A 19,326-nucleotide genomic window follows, 5' to 3' on the forward strand; every position below is an offset into this window, starting at 1 on the left:
CTTGAGAAAAACAAGTAGAAGGGAATGTTAATGGCGGATGACATGGTTAACCCGGTGGGCCTCAAGCGAGGCCTGAAAAACCGGCACATTCAGCTGATCGCCTTGGGAGGGGCGATTGGTACAGGCTTGTTCCTCGGCTCGGCCGGGGTGCTCAAGTCGGCAGGGCCGTCGATGATCCTGGGTTATGCGGTGGCCGGGTTTATCGCGTTCCTGATCATGCGCCAGCTCGGCGAGATGATCGTCGAAGAGCCGGTGGCCGGGTCCTTCAGCCACTTCGCACATAAATATTGGGGCGGTTACGCAGGCTTCCTGGCGGGCTGGAACTACTGGGTACTCTACGTGCTGGTGGGCATGGCCGAGTTGACGGCGGTGGGCAAGTACATCCAGTTCTGGTGGCCGGAGATTCCAACCTGGGTCAGCGCGCTGGTGTTCTTTGTCGCGGTGAACCTGATCAACACCCTGAACGTGAAGTTCTTCGGTGAAGCCGAATTCTGGTTTGCGATCATCAAGGTGGTGGCGATTGTCGGCATGATCGTGCTCGGCTGCTACCTGCTGTTCAGCGGCACCGGCGGCCCGCAAGCGTCGGTCAGCAACCTGTGGAGCCACGGTGGGTTCTTCCCCAATGGCGGCATGGGGCTGTTGATGTCGATGGCCTTCATCATGTTCTCCTTCGGTGGCCTGGAACTGGTCGGCATCACTGCCGCCGAGGCCAGCGAGCCGCGCAAGGTGATCCCCAAAGCGATCAACCAGGTGGTGTACCGCATCCTGATCTTCTACGTCGGCGCCCTCACCGTACTGTTGTCGCTGTACCCGTGGGATCAACTGCTGCAAACCCTCGGCGCGTCAGGCGATGCCTACAGCGGCAGCCCGTTTGTGCAGATCTTCTCGCTGATCGGCAACGACACCGCCGCCCACATCCTCAACTTCGTGGTGCTGACCGCGGCGTTGTCGGTGTACAACAGCGGCGTGTACTGCAACAGCCGCATGCTGTTCGGCCTGGCCGAACAAGGTGATGCGCCCAAGGCGCTGATGAAGCTCAACAAACAAGGCGTGCCGCTGCGGGCGCTGGCGATTTCGGCGCTGGTGACGATGTTGTGCGTGGTGGTCAACTACGTCGCGCCGCACAGTGCGCTGGAGTTGCTGTTCGCGCTGGTGGTTGCCTCGTTGATGATCAACTGGGCGCTGATCAGCCTGACCCACATCAAGTTCCGCAAGGCCATGGGCGAGCAAGGCGTGACGCCGTCGTTCAAGACCTTCTGGTTCCCGTTCAGCAACTACCTGTGCCTGGCGTTCATGGTGATGATCATCGCCGTGATGCTGGCGATTCCGGGGATTCGCGAGTCGGTGTATGCGATGCCGGTGTGGGTGGGGATTATCTACATCGCCTATCGGTTTCGGATCAGAAACGGGAAAGTAGCAGTAACCCAGTAACCTCTGTGGGAGCGGGCTTGCCCGCGATTGCGGCGTGTCAGCCAATGGATGAGCCGACTGATACACCGCAATCGCAGGCAAGCCAGCTCCCACAATTGACTGTATTTCACCTAGAAAAAAGCCCCGGTAATCCGGGGCTTTTTGTTTAGAGGGTGGAACGTACTCGCCACAGTTCGGGGAACAACACCGTGTCGAGCATCTTGCGCAAATACCCCACGCCTTCCGTACCGCCGGTACCCGGCTGGAAGCCGATGATGCGCTCCACCGTGGTGACATGCCGGAAGCGCCACTGGCGGAACGAATCTTCCAGGTCGATAAATTTCTCGGCCAACTGGTACAAATCCCAGTAACGGCTCGGGTCGCGATACACCGCGCGCCAGGCCGCTTCCACCGATTCATCGTGCACCGTGGCTGCGGTCGGGTCGCGTTCGGCGCGTTTGGGATCAATCGCCAGCCCCGCCTTGACCATCAGGTTCACCGCTTCGTCATAGAGCGACGGCGTGGCAATCGCCACCTGCAATTGCTGCAGCAACTCCGGGCGATGGGCATGGGGCCGCAGCAGCGCCGGGCTTTTGTTGCCCAGGATGAATTCGATCTCGCGGTACTGGAACGACTGGAACCCCGACGACTGCCCCAGGAACGGGCGAATCGCCTTGTATTCCGAGGGTGTCATGGTGGCCAGCACCGCCCAGGCGTGCACCAGTTGATCAAAGATGCGCGACACCCGCGCCAGCATCTTGAACGCCGGCGGCAGCTCACCCAGGCGCACATGTTCGCGGGCAGCCTTGAGTTCGTGGAGCATCAGCTTCATCCACAGCTCCGAGGTCTGGTGCTGGATGATGAAGAGCATTTCGTTATGGTCCGGCGACAGCGGGTGCTGGGCGCTGAGGACTTTGCCCAGGTCCAGGTAGTCGCCATAGCTCATGGACTCGGAGAAATTCAGTTCGGCGTTATGCCATTCTTCCGGGGGTTGGTTATCGGCAGGCTTATAGTCTGGCGAGAAAGGACATTGGCTCATCGCGTGGGCTCCTTGAGCGGGCGGAGAATGGCGCGCACAGGGCTCGCGTCCAGGTTGGCGAAGCGCAGCGGCAGCGCGATCAATTCATAGTCGCCCTCCGGTACGTCATCGAGCACGATGCCTTCGAGGATCGCCATGCCATGGCGGGCCACGGCGTTGTGGGAGTCCATGGTCTTGGACTGTTGCGGATCCAGAGACGGCGTATCGATTCCGATCAGGCGCACCCCCAGGCTGGCCAGCAGCTCAATGGTCTGTGGGGCGATGGCGGTGAAATTCGAATCCCATTCGGTGAGCGGCGCTTGTGGATAAGTGCGCAGCAGCACACGCTCCGGCACGTTATCCACACGCCCTTGCAACTGATGGGGCTCAACCAACGCGCCGCTGCCCAGGCAATGCAACACGCGGCAAGGGCCCATGTACACGTCCAGTGACACCTCGCCAATCGGCGCACCGTCTGCGCTGTAATGCAGCGGCGCGTCCACATGGGCGCCCGTGTGCGGCGACAGGGTCACGCGCCCCACATTCACCGGGCACTGCGGGCCGAACTGCCACACACGCTCTTCCTGAAACGGCGTATCGCCCGGCCAGGTCGGGGTGGCCGTGCTCAAGGGCGGGCTGATATCCCACCACGTTTTTATTGGGTTCATTGCAAGGCTCTCACGGGGTACTGAGGTGAATGATACGAGGGCCAGCTCTGAATTTTCTTGCGAATTCTGGCGCGCCACGGGAAGTCTTTCGCAGTTACTGCGAGGAAACTTCGGTTTGATGCACAGATCTGTCGCTCAGATACGCCACGACCTCTTGTGGGAGCCTGGCTTGCCAGCGATAGCGGTGTGTCAGGCAATGGAGATGCTCGCTGTGCCACCGTCATCGCGGGCAAGCCCGGCTCCCACAGGGAACTGCGCTTCTGGGCATCCCAATGTCGAGTTCAGACCATCTGCGCAACGCCCAAGGCCTTAGGGTGCATCTTTCTCTTCCCTGCCTCGGAGTCATCATGTCCAAGCCCATCACCGTACTGCGCGACACCCACCCACTGCCGGTCCTGGATGCCTGCAAATGGGAAAAGCTCGAAGGCGACCCGCACACCGTCAACCTCAACGCCTACACCAGCGAAGACGGCAGCAAAATCATGGGTACTTGGATCTGCACGCCGGGCAAGTGGTACGTGGAATACGTGAAGTGGGAATACTGCCATTTCCAGGAAGGCTACTGCGTGATCACGCCTGAAGGCATGGCGCCGATCCACCTGCGGGCTGGGGATATCTTTGTGGTGGAGCCAGGGATGAAGGGGACGTGGGAAGTGGTCGAGACGGTGCGTAAGTATTTTGTGTTTGCCTGACCCATCCCCGTCCCTGTAGGAGCGAGCTTGCTCGCGAAGATCGTCAACGAAAACGCGCTCATCCAGGATGAACGCGTTGCTCTAACCTTTTTCGCGAGCAAGCTCGCGCCTACGGCTTGCGATAGCTGTTGATGATCGCCGAGAAGTCTTTACCTCCTTCCCCACGCTGGCTCATGGATTGGTACAACTGCTGAGCCACCGCACCGAGGATCACCGGCTGGTGTGCCTGGCGTGCGGCTTCCGTTGCCAGGCCCAGGTCCTTGAGCATCAGGTCGGCACCAAAACCACCGGTATAGCCACGTGATGACGGCGCGGTCTCGATCACGCCTGGCCAAGGATTGTAGGTATCGGAACTCCAGCAGCGCCCCGTGGAGCTGTTGATGATGCCGGCCAGCACTTGTGTATCAATGCCAAGTGCATCGCCCAGGGCCATGGCTTCGCTGACACCGACCATGCTGATGCCGAGCAACAGGTTGTTGCAGATCTTGGCGATTTGCCCGGTGCCGACATCACCGCAGTGCACGATGTTGCGGCCCATCTGCGCCAGCACGGGTTGCAGGGTGGCGAACAATTCCGGGTTGGCGCCGACCATGAAGGTCAGCGTCCCGGCCTGGGCACCACCGGTGCCACCGGACACCGGCGCATCGGCCACTGCTACGCCTTGTTTGGCTGCCACAGCCGCTACATCACGAATGGTTTGCGGGTCGATGGTGCTGCAGTCCACCGCCGGCACGCCTTTGCCGATGCCGGCGAGCACGCCGTCTTCATTGAGCCACACGCTGCGTACATGGGCGGCGGCCGGCAGCATGGTAATCACCAGTTCGGCGCCTTGGGCGGCGTCACGCGGTGAGCTGCTGATGGTGCCGCCCAGTTCGGCGAGTTCCTTGAGTACGGCCTGGTTCAGGTCGAACAGGTTAAGCGCGTGGCCAGCCTTGATCAGGTTGCGGGCCATGGGCGCGCCCATGTTGCCCAGGCCGATAAATGCAATCTTCATGGTCGTCTCCCAGGTTCAGCGCAGGTTGATGGTGGTGTTGACGCCATCGTTGACCGTGTTGTCGTCGAACCAGCGGCTGGTGACGGTTTTGGTCTGGGTGTAGAACTGCACCACTTGCTTGCCGTACGGGCCGAGGTCGCCGAGCTTGGAACCGCGCGAGCCGGTGAAGCTGAAGAATGGCACTGGCACTGGAATCGGGATGTTGATGCCGACCTGGCCCACATCGATCTCGCTCTGGAATTTACGCGCCGCCGCACCGCTCTGGGTAAACAGGCCCGTGCCGTTGCCGAAGGGGTTGGCGTTGACCAGGGCGATGGCCTGATCGAGGGTGTCGACTTCCAGCACCACCAGCACCGGGCCGAAGATTTCTTCGGTGTAAATGCGCATGTCGGTGGTCACGCCCGAGAACAGGGTGGGGCCAACAAAGTTGCCTTGCTCAAAGCCCGGCACCTTGATATCGCGGCCATCGAGCTCCAGCTTGGCGCCTTCCTTCACACCGCTTTCAATCAGCTCCAGGATACGTGCCTTGGCACGCTTGGAGATCACCGGGCCGACATCCGTGCCCGCTTCGCTGCCGGCATTGACCTTGAGCTTTTGTGCCAGCGCCTTGAGGTCTGGCAGCCACTGCTTGGACGCGCCCACCAGCACCACCACCGAGGTGGCCATGCAACGCTGGCCAGCCGCGCCGAAACCGGCGCCGACCAGGGCGTTGAGGGTGTGTTCACGGTTGGCATCCGGCAGCACCACCGCATGGTTCTTGGCGCCCATCATCGATTGCACACGCTTGCCGTGTTTGCCGGCCAGGTCGTAAACGTGGGTGCCCACGGCAGTCGAACCGACGAAGGACACCGCCTTGATGTCTTTGTGAGTGCACAGTGCATCCACCACGCTCTTGCCGCCATGCACCACGTTGAGCACGCCGGCTGGCACACCGGCTTCCAGCGCCAGCTCCACCAGCAGCATGGTCGACAACGGGTCTTGCTCGGAAGGCTTGAGTACAAAGGTGTTACCGCAGGCAATCGCCATCGGGAACATCCACAGCGGAATCATCGCCGGGAAGTTGAACGGGGTAATGCCGGCGCACACGCCGATAGGCTGGCGCAGGGTGTAGGTATCCACGCCGCCGGCCACGTTCTCGGCGAACTCGCCCATTTGCAGGGTGCCGATGGAACAGGCGTGCTCCACCACTTCCAGGCCACGGAAAATATCGCCCTCGGCATCGGCAATGGTCTTGCCCTGCTCGGCGCTGAGGACTACAGCAATGCGCTTGGAATGTTCGCGGATCAAGGCTTGCAGCTTGAGCATAATGCGCATGCGCGCACCGATCGGCGTGAGTTTCCAGGTCTGGAACGCTTGATGGGCAGCGTCGATGGCCGCGTTGACTTCATCGGCGGTGGCAAACGGGACTTTGGCCAGCACTTGCTGGGTGGCGGGGTTGACGATGTCTTGCCACTCGGTGGTCTTGGACTCGACCCACTCGCCGTTGATCAGCAACTTGACCTGTTGCACGGAAATATCGGCAGATGCGTTCATGTGGTCTCCAGAATCTTGTAGTTATGCAGAGAACCAAGGCGTTGAATCGCCTTGAAGAATGAGGCGTTCGGACTGTTTTTGGAGTATAGATGTGCAAATCTCTAATAAGAACGCACATAAAAGCCGGTCCAATATGCAAAAAAACATCACCTCCCTGGGCGCCCTGAATTGGGATGATCTGAAGTTTTTCCTCGAAGTGGCCCGCACCCGCAAGGCCAGCGTCGCCGCCAAACGCCTGGCCGTGGACTACACCACCGTGTCGCGGCGCATCAGCTCTCTGGAAGTGTCCCTCGGCACGCTGCTGTTCGAAAAATCCCGGACCAACGGCTTCGTGCTCACCAGCGAAGGCCAGCGTTTGCTCGGCTACGCCGAATCCATCGAAAGCACGCTGCACATGGCCTGCGAACAGGTGTCAGGCTCCGGCGTGGCACTGTCGGGCCATGTGCGCATGGGCTGCACCGAAGGCTTCGGCAGCTTTTTCGTCACCCCGCAACTGAGCCATTTCGTCGACACTTATCCTGCGATCTCGGTGGACATCCTGCCCCTGCCCCACTTCATCAGCCTGTCCAAGCGCGAAGCCGACATCGTCATCGCCCTGGAACGCCCGGAACACGGGCCGTATGTGTGCTGCAAACTGTGCGACTACACATTGCAGCTGTACGCCACCCAGGACTACCTGGACCAACACCCGCCGATCGGCAAACCTGCCGATTTGGCCGAGCACCCGTTTATCAGCTATGTGGATGATCTGGCCTTCAGCTCGGAGTTGCTGTACCTGGCCAACGTCGTGCCCGGCGCCAGCGCCAGTTTGCGCAGTACCAGCGTGATCGCGCAGTACGTGGCGGCCCAGCAAGGCCGGTCGATGGCGATATTGCCGTGCTTTCTGGCCGCGCAGGATCCGCGCTTGTTACCGGTGCTGAGGGAGCAGATTGCGATTACGCGGCAGTTCTGGATGTATTGCCGGGAGGATTTGAGGAAGTTGAAGCGGATTACGTTGTTGTGGGATTACATTCGGGAAGTGACGGAGCAGAACCAAGGGTTGTTGATGGGAGAGACGCGGGAAATGCGATTTGCAGACTAAATGTGGGAGCTGGCTTGCCTGCGATAGCGGTGTATCAGCAGAAGCTATATCTACAGATCAACCGCCATCGCAGGCAAGCCAGCTCCCACAGTTGAATGGGTTTCAGCTGGGGGAAGGTGAAACCACTTAGTCTGCGATCACAACGATCGACACCCGGCGGTTCTCGGTGCGGCCTGCCGTGGTCGTGTTCGGCTCCACCGGCTCGCTGCTGCCCAGGCCACGCAGTTGGATGTTTTCTTCTTTCATGCCCACGCGGGTCAGCACCTTGCCCACGCTTTTGGCACGGCGCAGGGACAGGGCCACGTTGTAGGGCTCTTTACCGGAGGCGTCGGTGTGGCCGTCGACACGTACGCGCTCGATGCCCGCGCCTACCAGGGCCTGGCCGATGCGTTCGACGATGTCGGTGCTGGGTTTGTTGAGGGTTTCGATGTCACTGCCAAACAGGACCTTGCCGGACAGGCCGAAGGCCCAGCCCTCGTCGGTCAGCTCGAAGCCTTGTTGCTTGAGTACAGCGACTTGCGCTGGGGTGAGCCCCTTGGGCGGGGGCGTCTGGCAGCCGCTGAGGGCCAGGAAGGCCACGAGTAAGGAAATAAATAAAACGCGTGTGTTAGCGAACAAGGGAATCAACTCCTGTGTTGAACGTTGGCGACGGGGTGCTCCGACTCCGCCGTTTGCTGGCCGCCCGAGGACAGTCGTTTGGCCTGGTACATCGCCGCGTCGGCGGCGTTGAGCAAGGTGCCGGGCGTGGCACCATGCTCGGGATAAATCGCAATGCCGATACTGAGGGAGGTCAACACCTGGGTGTCTCCAGGCAGTGGAATCGGCATATCCATGCTGGCAATAATTTTGTCGGCGATGCGTTGGGCGTCTTCGGCCTTGTGCAGGGGCGCCAGCAATACCGCGAATTCATCACCGCCCAGGCGCGCCACCAGGTCGTCCTCACGCAGTTGCGCCCGCACGCGGTCGGCAACGGCCACCAGCACAGCATCGCCAGCGGCGTGACCGAAGCTGTCGTTGATGTCTTTGAAGCGGTCGCTGTCGAGGAACAGCACCGCCACCCGCTCGTTGACCTTGGCTGCGCTGCGCAAGGCACGGATCAGCCGACCTTCGAAGAACGCGCGGTTGGGCAGGCCGGTGAGGCTGTCGTGGCTGGCCTGGTGGGCCAGGGTTTCGTTTTCACTTTGCAAGTGGCTCTGCCAGGCCTCCATCTCGCCGAGCAGAGCGTTGAAGTCGCTGCCCAGGCTGTCGAGTTCGGCGATCTCTGCCGGGGGCACACGGCGGTCAAAGTCGCGTTCACTGCGGGCGGCATGGGCCACGGCGGCAAGGCTTTGCAGCGGCCCGGTAATACCGTCCAGCAGGCGTCGCGACAAGTGCAAGGCCACCCAGGCACTCAGGGCGGTGCAAATCAGGATCCCCGCCAGGCCACTGAGCAAGAAGCGCAGCAGGCTGCCGCCATGCCCGGTCAGGTGGATGCTGCCGACCGTTTGCCCCTGATGGAGAATCGGTTGGTTGATGGGCTGCTCGAGCAAGGCATGCGCCAGCTGAAGCTCAACCTGCGACAACATGCCGGTGTTCGGCCGCACCCATTGCGCCAGCAGTTTGCCTTCATCGTCGAAGACCTCGGCCTGGGCAACCTCTTCGGTGGAGGCGATCAGGCTCAGGGCTTCGGTGGCCGCCGAACTGTCGTTGAACACCACGGCCGCTTCCACGGTGTAGTTGATTGAACGTGCGATCAAATGCAAGTTGTGCTCGGCGTACACGCGTAACGCCAGCACGCCGAGCAAAGTCAGGGAGACGCTGGCCAGGGTCACCGCCACCAGCGCCAGGATCATGTGCCCACGGCCAATGACCGAGCGCAGAGTCGGCCGCCCTTTAGCGAACCTCATGGCGCAGGCGCTCGACGGCGGGACAGTTGCAGCACGCTGGGGTGAATGCGCACGCCGCTGCGGGCAACGGAGTCCAGGTTGACTTCGAACGATACTTGCTCATCGCTCACCCGCAGGCAAAACAGGCTACCCACGGTGCATTGGTCACCGCCTTCGCTGATGCTGAGTACCGGGTGGCCAATCAACGACGTGAACAGCCGGTTGCGTTCATCCATGCTCAGCTTGCCGATGTAGACCGCGTCGCAGGCACTGACGATATCGGGATGGTCGGCCAGCAAACGGCGCACCGACACCGGACGGCCAGTGGCCTGTGTGGTGCCCTTGATCAGGTCGTCGGTGTACTGGGTGGGCCCGACGATACACAAGCGCAACGTCTGCGGTTCAACCGGCCAACGGGCGTAGCTGAGGATACCGAGCACCACTTGGGTGACCGCCTGGGCACGGTGCTCGGCCAGGCTGGGCGTCTGCGCAAATACGCGCGGCGCAAGCAGGCACAGCACCGTCACCAGTAACAGGCGTCTCCAACTCAAACTGCGCGCTTTGGGCGAGACAGCCACGTTCATGCAGCGATACTCTCAAGGGTTTTCAGGGTGATGCCGCAACGATAGCACAGCGGCGGACCTCCCCACGAAGCACAGCATTCGAGGGGTTCGCTATTTTTTCAGAAAAATCAGACGTCTGAATGAGAAATATCGCCTGACTTATCAGTCATTTTTTTCAGACAGATGGTCCAACTCCAACATCAACCCGCTCAGACGCTTGACCTTGCGCCGTACTGCTTCCTCAAACACGCCGCCGCGTGGCTCGATCAGGCTGAACCAGCGCTTGGCACGGGTGATACCGGTATAGATCAGCTCTTTGGTCAGCACCGGGTTGAGGGCATCCGGCAGGATCAGCGCGGTGTGAGTGAACTCCGAGCCCTGGGATTTGTGCACGGTCATGGCGTACACGGTTTCCACATCATTCAAGCGGCTGGGCAATACAAAGCGCACGCCGCCCTGGCCATCGTTACGTGGAAAGGCCACCCGCAGCACGTGGGGGCCGCCATCGCTTTCGGGCAATTTCAGCGCGATGCCGATGTCGCCGTTCATCAGGCCCAGGCCGTAGTCGTTGCGGGTCATCAGCACCGGGCGGCCTTCGTACCACTGCTCGTCACCTTCGATCAGGCGGACTTTGCGCAATGCCGCAGTGATGCGCAGGTTGAGCCCTTCGACGCCCCAAGGGCCTTTGCGCACGGCGCATAGCAGCTGAAACGCGTCGAAGGCGTGCAGCAATTGTTGCGCCCAAGCGGTCCAGGCTGGATCGTCACGCGGTGTGTCGACAGAGGGACGCGCCGATTGCAGCAGGTTCAGGTAGTAGCGGTAACCCTGGGCGCCATCGCCCTGCCCGTCCAGGACCAGGCGCTCAAGGGCGTGGTCATGTTCGCCCTTGAGGCTGACGCAGAACAGGTCGTCGTGACGGCCTGCGGCTAGCAACTGACGGGCCTCTTCGGCGTTTTGCTGGTTGACCCAGCGCGCCAGCTGGCCGATACCGCTGCCCTCACCGAAGCGGCGCGAGTAGCGCAGCATCACTACTTGCTGGGCCAGGGGATGGCTGCCATCGAGGTCCTCTTGCAGGCCGCTGGCACTCAGGTCTTCACCGCTGACGGCTTGCAGCCAGTGTCGAGTCTGCGGGCTGTACCAGCCAGCTTCGGCATCGCGGCACAAATCGCCGAGTACGGCCCCCGCTTCTACCGAGGCCAGTTGGTCCTTGTCGCCCAGCAATACCAGGCGTGCGTGGGGCGGCAGAGCGTCGAGCAGGTTGGCCATCATTTCCAGGTCGATCATCGAGGCTTCGTCCACCACCAGCACATCCAAGGGCAACGGGTTGCCCAGGTGATGACGAAAATGCCGAGTGCCGGGACGGCTGCCCAACAAACGGTGAACTGTGGTGACCTGGGTCGGGATTTTTTCCCGCACGTTGTCGGGCACTGTCAGCGACAGCACTTGCTGGCTGATGGATTCGGTCAGGCGCGCAGCGGCTTTACCGGTGGGCGCGGCCAGACGAATACGCAACGGGCTGCCGGATTCCACGGCGGGCGCCTGCAACAGCGCCAGCAGGCGCACCACGGTGGTGGTCTTGCCGGTACCGGGGCCGCCGGTGACGATGCTGAAGGCGCCGCGGGTCGCCAGGGCGCAGGCGAGCTTTTGCCAGTCAATCACCCCATCGGGCGCCGGTTGGTCGAACAGGCGATTGAGGCGTTGTGGCAGATCGGCGGCGGCGTCTTCCACGCTGGCCAGGCGCAGGCGCAAGGCGTGGTCGATGCGCCGCTCGTAAGTCCAATAACGGCGCAGGTACAGACGCTTGCCGGACAACACCAACGGGCGGCTGTGGGCCTCCTCGCTGCCATCGACGGCCAGCGCGACCAACGGGCTTGAAGCCAGGGCATGGCACCAATGGCCGCCATCCAGGCCGTGCAGCAATTGCGAGGGCAGCAGCATGGCGCCGGTGTGCAGGTCGCCTTCGGGCGGCAATGACAGGGCGAAATCCGGCGCCTTGAGGGTTTCGAACACATCCAGGCAGACATGGCCATGCCCCAGTTGATGGCTGGTCAAGGCCGCCGCCAGCAGCACCAGGGGATCGGCCTTTGGGTCCAGCTCGTACAGGAAGCCGACGAAGGCTTTGTCCAAGGCCCGCAGCCATCCCCGCTCGACCCAACGCGCAAGCAACTGCAGCAGGTCGGCGGCGCGATCAAGCGGCAAAAGCGCCTCCAGCGGTGACGGCGACAGGCTCATAACAGCACTCCTTGTTCCCAGGCAGGCTCAACCTTGGGTGGGATGGGCTTGCCCTGGAACAACAGGTCCAGGCTTTCGATCAACTCACGGGGCGGGCGGGTGAAATACGCGCCCTGGCTCACCGACTGGCTACCGCGCAGGAACAGGTACAGGGCCCCGCCGACGTGCTGGTCATAATCGTAATGCGGCAGGCGCGCCTTGAGTTGGCGGTGCAGGGCCAGCAGGTAAAGTACGTATTGCAGGTCGTACCGATGCTCGAGGATCGCGTGTTCCATAGCGTCCTGGGTGTAGGCCGAGTCGTCAGGGCCGAGCCAATTGGATTTGTAGTCGGCCACGTAGTAACGGCCATCGTGCTCGAACGTCAGGTCGATAAAGCCTTTGAACATGCCGTTGAGCAGCACCGGTTCGGCGGCCACGCGGGACACGCCGCCATGGGTGTGCTGGCACACCAGTTTGTCGAGGGCGAGCACGTCGACGGTGTGACTGGCGAACCAGAATTCCATCTCGATCTGGTACTGCTGTAGGCCGCTGAGGGTGAAGCGCTCGTTGTACAGGGGCAGTGGCGTTTGCAGCAGGTGCTCCAGCCAGCCGCTGAGGGTGACGATCCAGCCTTCCCAGTTGCGGCGGTTACAGCGTGCGCCCACGGCTTTTTCGATGGCCTCGGGTGTCACGTTAAAACCTTCTTCACCGGCCCATTCCAACAAGCCGTGAAGGAAGGTGCCTGGGTTGGGACCGCGTGGGAAACGGTGAATATCTCCGCCGGAGGCGACCGTTTCCCGAGGGGCGTCGGGGTCGAGGCGTTCGTCATCGAACAGTTTCTGGGCCTGTGGGCTCTCGGGCGCCTCGAGGTTGGCGGCGCTCATGCTGTCGCCGATGCGCAAGGCGCTGTAGGAGGCAATCCACCAGTTTTCCGCGGCCTTGCGTACAGGCAGTAGCGGTGCGAGCAAGGTCGCTTGATTGCGCGGCGGATGGAACAAGACGTCTTGGGCGTCCGGCACAAGGTCATAACGGATGGCCGCGCAGCCTTGCTGCAAGTCCAACAACCAGCGCGCCAGACCCGCTGATTCGCCCAACGACGCGCCGGCACCGAGCAAATAGCCCAATGCAGATAGGTGCAAGACCGAGCTGCTGTTATTGCCGCGCTTGAGGTCGGCGATGCCCAGCCAGCAAGCGTGTTTGGCGCGGGTCAAGGCCACGTAGAACAAACGCAGGTCTTCGGCCAGGCGCTCGTCGTCGGCTTGGGCGATCAGCTCGGCCGTGGGTCGCAGGCTGACGTGGGACTTGCCGTGTTCATCGTGGTAATGCAGTGGCAAGCGACTGCCATCCACGGGCTTGGCCGAACAGATGAAGGGCAAGAACACCAAGTCGTATTCCAGGCCCTTGGATTTGTGGATGGTCACCACTTTGACCAGTTGCTCGTCACTTTCCAGGCGCAGGATCTGTTCTTCACCGGCCTGCCCCGACAGCGCCAGATGCTCGGCCAAATGACGGATCAACGCCTGCTCGCCATCCAGTTCCGAGGCGGCCTGTTGCAACAACTCACTGAGGTGCAACAGGTTGGTCAGCACCCGCTCGCCATCACTGCGGGCGATGAGGGTTTGCGGCAACTTGAAATCGTGGAGCAGGCGCCGCAGCATCGGCAACACGCCTTGGGTACGCCAGATCGCACGGTAGCCACGGAACTGCATCACCCGCGATTCCCACGCCAGTTCGTCCTGGTTCAAGCGTTCCAGCTCCGCCAGGGGCAGGTTCAGGGTGACACAGGCCAGGGCTGCCCTTAATGGCCGTTCGACGTCCGGCTCGGCGCACGCCTTGAGCCAGGCCAGCAGGTCATGGGCTTCCTGGGCGGCAAACACCGAGTCTTTATCCGACAGGTACACACTGCGCACGCCACGGCTGGCCAGTTCGGCACGTACGGCTTGGGCTTCCTTGCCGTCGCGCACGAGGATGGCGATATCTGAGGGCAACACGCCCTTCAAACGCCCCGCTTTGACAAAGCCTGCGCTGCCTTGCTGGCCGCCATTGAGCAACGCGACGATCTGCGTGGCGCAGGCGGCGGCCATGTGTTGACGATAAACCGCGTTGGAAATCGGCTGGTCGGTGGGCAGGTGCCAAAGGTTCATGGCCGGCAGCGTGTGGCCGTCGACCTGCAACTGCTCGCTGCGGCCTTGGGACATTACCGAATGGAACGGCACCGGGTTATCGCCGTTAGGCTGGCGAAACAGGAACGCACCACGGCCGGCTTCTGCACGCTGGAACACATGGTTCACCGCCTCGACCATCGCATGGCTGGAGCGGAAGTTGGTGCCCAGGGTGTGATGGCGGCCGGTGGTGGCCTGCCGGGCGCGCAGGTAGGTGTAGATGTCGGCGCCGCGAAAGGCGTAGATCGCCTGCTTGGGGTCGCCGATCAGGAACAGGCCGCTGTCGAGGTGGTTTTCTTCGATGCGGTAGATGCTGTCGAAGATGCTGTATTGCACCGGGTCGGTGTCTTGGAATTCATCGATCAGGGCCACCGGGAATTGCTCGCGGATCACACTGGCCAGGCGCTCGCCACCGTCTGCCTGGAGGGCGGCGTTGAGGCGGATCAACATGTCGTCAAACCCCATCTCGGCGCGGCGACGTTTCTCTTCTTCGAAGCGTTTGCCAACCCAGCCGGCAGCGTGTTGCAGCACCGCCGCGTCGGGCGTTGGCAAGGCGTCGAGGCTGGCTTTGAGGCCGGCCATCGCTTCGATGCCGGGGTGCTGCGGTGGCTCGCCTTTCCAGGCTTCGGCCATGCCATCGGGCGTCAAGCGGGTGAAGCCGCTGCCGATATCCAGTTGTTCCAGGGTTTCGTCAGCGGCCCAGGCGCTGATCTTTTCAAACCAGGGCTCGAAGTAGCGCGCTTGCATCTTGCGCCCATCGACCGCTTTGGCGGCGACGGCTTGCAGGCAGATATCCCGCAGCTCGACGGCCCATTGTTGCCAGGGTGCCTTGAGGGTAACCAGCGCGGCGCGGCGTTCTTGCAAGCAGGCGCTGATCAGTTCCGCTGGCTCGCGGGTTTCGTCGGTGGGCCGCTCGCTGCCGAACAGCGCGCGCACCCGTGGCATCAGCGCCGCAGGGCCACCCCAATTACTGCGCACCCAGTTGAGGGCATCGTCATGCATTGGGTAGCAGAACAAGCGCCAATAGTCGCGCAGTACTTCGCCCAGCAGGTCGCTATGGTCGGTTTCCAGGGTTTGTGTGAACAGGCTGCCGCTGTCGAACGCGTGTTCGCGCAGCATGCGCTGGCACCAACTGTGGATCGTCGAAACCGCCGCTTCATCCATCCATTGCGCAGCGATGTCCAGGCGATTGGCGCAGGCCGGCCATTGCTGCAGATCATACTGCTCGCGCAGGTCGGCGATGAGCGCATCGGGCTGTTCGATTTCGTCACGGAAGAAGCGTGCGGCTTCGGCCAGGCGGATGCGAATGCGCTCTCGCAGCTCTTTGGTGGCCGCGTCGGTGAACGTCACGACCAGGATTTGCGGTGGCAGCAGTTCGCGACCGAAACCGGATTCATCGCCGCCGTGGCCGAGCACCAGGCGCAGGTACAAGGCGGAGATAGTGAAGGTCTTGCCGGTGCCGGCACTGGCTTCAATCAACTGGCTGCCTTTGAGCGGGAACGCCAGAGCCAAGGGTTTGCCGATCATGCGCTGGCCTCCGTGCTGGAAAGCGATCGCCAGGGGGCGTTGATCAGCGGGCGATACAGGGTTTCGCACCAGCCTTCGAATTCTTCACTGGCGACCAACGCTGCGTAATCGGGAAATTGCCGCGTGAGGGCAGGCGTTTCGCGGCGTTCGCCGTCAGTGGTGATGCCATCGCCTTCATAGGCTTTGCTCGCTGCCGCGTGGGCCTTGGCAGGGTCGGTCTGGCCGAGCCAGGCGAACGCGGTTTTCACTGCGACCGGTAGCGGCGCGCTCATTCCGGTGTGCCAGGCCAACAGCAGGTTACCGAGGATTTCCTCGGCGCTGGCCTTGTCCAGCGGGGTCAACAGCAAGGTGTCGTCACTGGCTACCAGACCGGTGCTCAATGGCAGACCACAGGCGCAGGCCACCACGTGATTGACCCAGGGGCGTATGAGACGGTGCCACTTGCGCGTCTTGATCGAGCCGATGCTGTTGGGGATGGTGGTGACGCTTAACAGCCCGCCATCACTGCGTCGGTGCAGGCCGCTGATCCAACCTTCCAGCTGGATGCCCTGGTACGCAAAGCTGATCGGTTCAGCCCCGGTATGCGGGGTGGGCCACAGCGCCAGAAGGTGTTGATAGCGTTGCACCAGGTCGGGCAGCGGCTCGATCAGTTCGTTACGCAGGCACTCACCGAAACCGACCATCGGCAGCAGGCCGCTGCCTTGCAGGCGCAGGGCCTGGGCGTTGAGCGCCTGATCGAGCTGATCGGGTTGGGTGAGCGCAGCGTTCAGCAGGCTATCGCTGAGGCTGTAGCGTTGCAACGCGTCCAGCACGAAGGGTTCTTCGTCAGCCAGCGGCACTTCGGCGGCTTCGAAGAATACTTTCAGCCGCTGGCTGAAGAAGTGTTTGACCGGATTGCGCAGGAAGTCCTGTAACTGGCCGAGGCTCAGGGGTTCTTCCTGTTGGTGAGGGGTCAAGCCTTGCTCTTGGGCGATGACCGCCGTTGCCTGATGCAGCAATTGCCATTCGCGGGCATAGCTGAACAGCGAATCGCCTTCGTGAAAGTAGCGGGCGCTGAAAGGTTGCAGGGGGTGCTCCTGGGTCATTGCGTCGATCAGCGGCTGATCGTTGTTGGCGTGCTGCCAGCCGCTGGCCAAGTGGTCGCGCAGTTGGCCGATCAGCACCGAGGCCGGGCGATCACTGTTGTCACGGATGCTACGGCCTACCCAGCTGATATACAGCTGGTCGCGGGCCGACAGCAGCGCTTCGAGCAACAAGTAGCGGTCGTCTTCGCGGCGAGAACGGTCGCCGGGGCGGTAATCACTGCCCATCAGGTCAAAATCCAGGGGTGGCTGGGCCCGCGGGTAATCGCCGTCGTTCATGCCCAGCAGGCAAACCAGCTTGAACGGGATCGCACGCATGGGCATCAGCGTACAAAAATTGACCGCTCCCGCCAGGAAGCGCTGGGACAGGCGCCCCTGATCCAACCCGGCCAGCCATGCCTCACGTACGACCGTAAGGGGTAACTCGTCTTGCAAGCCGACGGACTCGCAGGTTTCCAGCCAGGTTTCTCTTAATTGTTCGAGCTGGCCTAGCAGATAGTCATCGTGCTCGCTGCTGGGCAGGAAAAACAGCTGCATCAACCGTTGCAGACGCTCGCCCCAGGCTTGCGGCGACGCAGGTTCGGATAACGCTTGATGGGCATCGTTCAAGGCATCGAGCAAGGCGACTAGCGGGCCGATCAAGGCCGCATCGAGGCCACCGATTTCGTCATAAGGCTCAATACCGTCGCAGGCCGTGCCGGTGCCGACGGCATAGCCCAGCAGCATACGGCGCAGACCGAATCGCCAACTGTTTTGCTCCAGTTCCGTGGGCAGGCCTAAACCGGCGCGTTGCTCGGCGTTCAGGCCCCAGCGGATGCCGGCGCCTTCGATCCAGCGATGCAAGGTGGGCAGATCACGCTCTTTGATGGCGAAGCGTTCGCGCAAGGCCGGGACGTCGAGCAGGTCGAGGATTTCGCTGACGGGGAAGCGGCTGTCGGGAAGTTTGAGCAAGTGCTCGACGGCGATCAACAGCGGGTCGCGACCGCGTTGGCCTTGGTCTGTGAGGGTGAAGGGGATGAAGCGTGGGTCATGGCGTTCGAGCTGGCCGAAGACCGCGCGAATATGCGGCGCGTAGCTGTCGACGTCGGGGACCATGACGATGATATCCCGAGGGCGCAGTGTGGGGTCGGCGCTGAAGCGATGAAGCAATTGGTCGTGGAGGATTTCCACTTCGCGCTGGGCGCTGTGGGCGATATGGAAACGGATCGAAGTATCGCGTTGCAAGTCGACAGCGGGCCACCGTTCACGGGTTTCATTCAACGGCCGCAGTTCGAGGATATCGTCCTGGAGTTGGTTGAGCAGCGTGGTGGGTTCGCTGTCGCTGAACAGGTCGATACGGCCGTCGCGAAATGCTGCGCGGTAGCTGTTGGGGTCATCGTAGCTGTCCAACAGACTGATGTAATCACGGCCCTGCTTGCCCCAGGCAGCAAGCAGCGGATGGGCGTGCTGGTGCAAGGTTTGTGGGTCGATCGTGACGGGCATGCCCGCTTTGCGCGCTTGGCGTTTGTATTCGTTACGCAGCAAGTCCTTGTCGGCGACGATGTCCGACCAATGATGGCGGCAGGGGTTATGCACGCAGAGCAGGACTTGGCTGAAACGGGCCAGGCCCGCCAAGGCTTCCAGCGCCTGGGCCGGCAGCGATGAGATGCCGAAGACAATCACCCGGGGAGGCAAGCCGGGAGGTGCTTGTTCAAGGCTGTTGATGCGCTCGATGAAGCGCTGATGAACGCCGGCCCGGCTTTCGGCCATGCCGGCTTCACCTACATCCAACAGCAGCGCGCGCCATAGCTCGGCTTGCCAGCAGTTGGCCGGGTTGAGCGGTTTGGTATCGCCTCGACCATTGCGCAGTTGGTGCCGGCCTGCGGCCCAGTCTTCCAGCCAGTCGGCGCGGTAGACCTGGTATTGGTCGAACAAGTCAGCCAGGCGCTCGGCGAGCTGGTAGCGTTTGCGCAGGTCGGTGTCTTGCGTCAGGAAGCGTTGCAGAGGCTCGAAGTGCGGTTGGTCGATCAGCTCGGGTAACAGGCGCATGAGGCGCCAGGTCAGCGGGGCTTTATCAAGCAGGGACTTGGGCGGGATCTCATCACGGCCCAAGACCATGCGATAAAGCTGCCACATAAAGCTGCCAGGCAGTTGCACGTCGATGGCTGCGGCAATGCCACAGCCGCCCATATCATCGGCTTGCGGGTCTTCGGCCAAGGCCAGCTTGAGCCATTGGGCAATGCCGTTGCTTTGTACCAGGGCGATTTCGTTTTCCAAAGGCGCCAGTGGGTAACGGCGCATCCAACTGACCACCAGGCTTCGCAGCTCGTCCAGGCGGTTGCCATGAACCACCATGAATCCAGGGCTGAGGGACGTCGCGTCCGGCATAACGGCTTCCTTGGGAAAAGCAAAATCGAGGGATGGACTTTAGCACTGTGGTGCACGGGGCGGACACAGGACGAACAAGTGTACGGGGACAAGGTGGACACTTTTCGAGCGCCCAAAACAAAACCCCAACTGCTTTCGCAATTGGGGTTTCGG

The 19,326-nt window shown here is 61.9% G+C and carries 13 protein-coding genes; 3 read left to right on the forward strand and 10 right to left on the reverse strand.

The features are described 5' to 3' along the window. Positions 1 to 30: 30 nt before the first annotated feature. The gene (locus tag DK871_RS14925) at positions 31 to 1,431 is read left to right on the forward strand and encodes an amino acid permease (protein WP_161905567.1); all 1,401 of its coding nucleotides are present in this window, start codon (positions 31 to 33) and stop codon (positions 1,429 to 1,431) included. 145 nt (positions 1,432 to 1,576) lie between these two features. Here the strand turns inward: DK871_RS14925 and kynA are convergent, their stop codons facing one another. Both kynA and kynB read right to left on the reverse strand, forming a co-directional pair. Continuing rightward, positions 1,577 to 2,449, reverse strand: a complete 873-nt coding sequence (gene kynA / locus DK871_RS14930) for a tryptophan 2,3-dioxygenase (RefSeq protein WP_161905568.1) — start codon at positions 2,447 to 2,449, stop codon at positions 1,577 to 1,579. After that, positions 2,446 to 3,096: an arylformamidase gene (gene kynB, locus DK871_RS14935; protein ID WP_161905569.1), complete on the reverse strand. Its 651-nt coding sequence runs from the start codon at positions 3,094 to 3,096 to the stop codon at positions 2,446 to 2,448. The genes kynA and kynB overlap by 4 nt, the downstream gene beginning before the upstream one ends. A gap of 347 nt (positions 3,097 to 3,443) precedes the next feature. Between kynB and DK871_RS14940 the strand changes: the two genes are divergently transcribed. Further along, on the forward strand, positions 3,444 to 3,788 hold the full coding sequence (locus DK871_RS14940) for a cupin domain-containing protein (protein WP_003194115.1): 345 nt from the start codon (positions 3,444 to 3,446) through the stop codon (positions 3,786 to 3,788). Positions 3,789 to 3,897: 109 nt separating this feature from the next. Here the strand turns inward: DK871_RS14940 and mmsB are convergent, their stop codons facing one another. Together mmsB and DK871_RS14950 are read right to left on the reverse strand one after the other, a co-directional pair. Next, complete coding sequence (gene mmsB, locus DK871_RS14945) at positions 3,898 to 4,782, reverse strand: 3-hydroxyisobutyrate dehydrogenase (RefSeq protein WP_161905570.1); 885 nt, start codon at positions 4,780 to 4,782, stop codon at positions 3,898 to 3,900. Positions 4,783 to 4,797: 15 nt separating this feature from the next. Further along, positions 4,798 to 6,315 (reverse strand): CoA-acylating methylmalonate-semialdehyde dehydrogenase, encoded by a 1,518-nt coding sequence (locus DK871_RS14950; protein ID WP_161905571.1) that lies wholly within the window; start codon positions 6,313 to 6,315, stop codon positions 4,798 to 4,800. Between the two features lie 133 nt (positions 6,316 to 6,448). On the opposite strand from DK871_RS14950, the gene DK871_RS14955 reads away from it, so the two are divergent. Continuing rightward, the gene (locus DK871_RS14955) at positions 6,449 to 7,396 is read left to right on the forward strand and encodes a LysR family transcriptional regulator (protein WP_161905572.1); all 948 of its coding nucleotides are present in this window, start codon (positions 6,449 to 6,451) and stop codon (positions 7,394 to 7,396) included. A 126-nt stretch (positions 7,397 to 7,522) separates the two neighbouring features. Here the strand turns inward: DK871_RS14955 and DK871_RS14960 are convergent, their stop codons facing one another. The 6 genes from DK871_RS14960 to recC form a co-directional block, all read right to left on the reverse strand. After that, a complete protein-coding gene (locus tag DK871_RS14960) occupies positions 7,523 to 8,014 on the reverse strand; it encodes an OmpA family protein (RefSeq protein WP_161905573.1) in 492 nt (163 codons plus the stop codon). Positions 8,015 to 8,019: 5 nt separating this feature from the next. Beyond that, the gene (locus DK871_RS14965; RefSeq protein ID WP_161905574.1) at positions 8,020 to 9,282 is read right to left on the reverse strand and encodes a diguanylate cyclase domain-containing protein; all 1,263 of its coding nucleotides are present in this window, start codon (positions 9,280 to 9,282) and stop codon (positions 8,020 to 8,022) included. Continuing rightward, positions 9,279 to 9,845, reverse strand: a complete 567-nt coding sequence (locus DK871_RS14970) for a YfiR family protein (RefSeq protein ID WP_003194125.1) — start codon at positions 9,843 to 9,845, stop codon at positions 9,279 to 9,281. The genes DK871_RS14965 and DK871_RS14970 overlap by 4 nt, the downstream gene beginning before the upstream one ends. A gap of 141 nt (positions 9,846 to 9,986) precedes the next feature. Further along, positions 9,987 to 12,056 (reverse strand): exodeoxyribonuclease V subunit alpha, encoded by a 2,070-nt coding sequence (gene recD, locus DK871_RS14975; protein ID WP_161905575.1) that lies wholly within the window; start codon positions 12,054 to 12,056, stop codon positions 9,987 to 9,989. Next, positions 12,053 to 15,724: an exodeoxyribonuclease V subunit beta gene (gene recB, locus DK871_RS14980; protein ID WP_161905576.1), complete on the reverse strand. Its 3,672-nt coding sequence runs from the start codon at positions 15,722 to 15,724 to the stop codon at positions 12,053 to 12,055. Before recB ends, recD begins: the two co-directional genes overlap by 4 nt. Continuing rightward, positions 15,721 to 19,173: an exodeoxyribonuclease V subunit gamma gene (gene recC, locus DK871_RS14985; protein ID WP_161905577.1), complete on the reverse strand. Its 3,453-nt coding sequence runs from the start codon at positions 19,171 to 19,173 to the stop codon at positions 15,721 to 15,723. The genes recB and recC overlap by 4 nt, the downstream gene beginning before the upstream one ends. Positions 19,174 to 19,326: the final 153 nt, after the last annotated feature.

Origin of the sequence: Pseudomonas sp. L13, from assembly GCF_009935965.1 — a bacterium.
Classification (GTDB): Bacteria; Pseudomonadota; Gammaproteobacteria; order Pseudomonadales; family Pseudomonadaceae; genus Aquipseudomonas; species Aquipseudomonas lactis.

Bases quoted from the DNA above. Each gene is read 5' to 3' on its own strand.
- DK871_RS14940 (WP_003194115.1), top strand. From the start codon at position 3,444: ATGTCCAAGCCCATCACCGTACTGCGCGACACCCACCCACTGCCGGTC.
- DK871_RS14925 (WP_161905567.1), top strand. From the start codon at position 31: ATGGCGGATGACATGGTTAACCCGGTGGGCCTCAAGCGAGGCCTGAAA.
- recC (WP_161905577.1), bottom strand. From the start codon at position 19,173: ATGCCGGACGCGACGTCCCTCAGCCCTGGATTCATGGTGGTTCATGGC.
- recB (WP_161905576.1), bottom strand. From the start codon at position 15,724: ATGATCGGCAAACCCTTGGCTCTGGCGTTCCCGCTCAAAGGCAGCCAG.
- mmsB (WP_161905570.1), bottom strand. From the start codon at position 4,782: ATGAAGATTGCATTTATCGGCCTGGGCAACATGGGCGCGCCCATGGCC.
- DK871_RS14955 (WP_161905572.1), top strand. From the start codon at position 6,449: ATGCAAAAAAACATCACCTCCCTGGGCGCCCTGAATTGGGATGATCTG.
- DK871_RS14970 (WP_003194125.1), bottom strand. From the start codon at position 9,845: ATGAACGTGGCTGTCTCGCCCAAAGCGCGCAGTTTGAGTTGGAGACGC.
- kynB (WP_161905569.1), bottom strand. From the start codon at position 3,096: ATGAACCCAATAAAAACGTGGTGGGATATCAGCCCGCCCTTGAGCACG.
- DK871_RS14965 (WP_161905574.1), bottom strand. From the start codon at position 9,282: ATGAGGTTCGCTAAAGGGCGGCCGACTCTGCGCTCGGTCATTGGCCGT.
- recD (WP_161905575.1), bottom strand. From the start codon at position 12,056: ATGAGCCTGTCGCCGTCACCGCTGGAGGCGCTTTTGCCGCTTGATCGC.
- kynA (WP_161905568.1), bottom strand. From the start codon at position 2,449: ATGAGCCAATGTCCTTTCTCGCCAGACTATAAGCCTGCCGATAACCAA.
- DK871_RS14950 (WP_161905571.1), bottom strand. From the start codon at position 6,315: ATGAACGCATCTGCCGATATTTCCGTGCAACAGGTCAAGTTGCTGATC.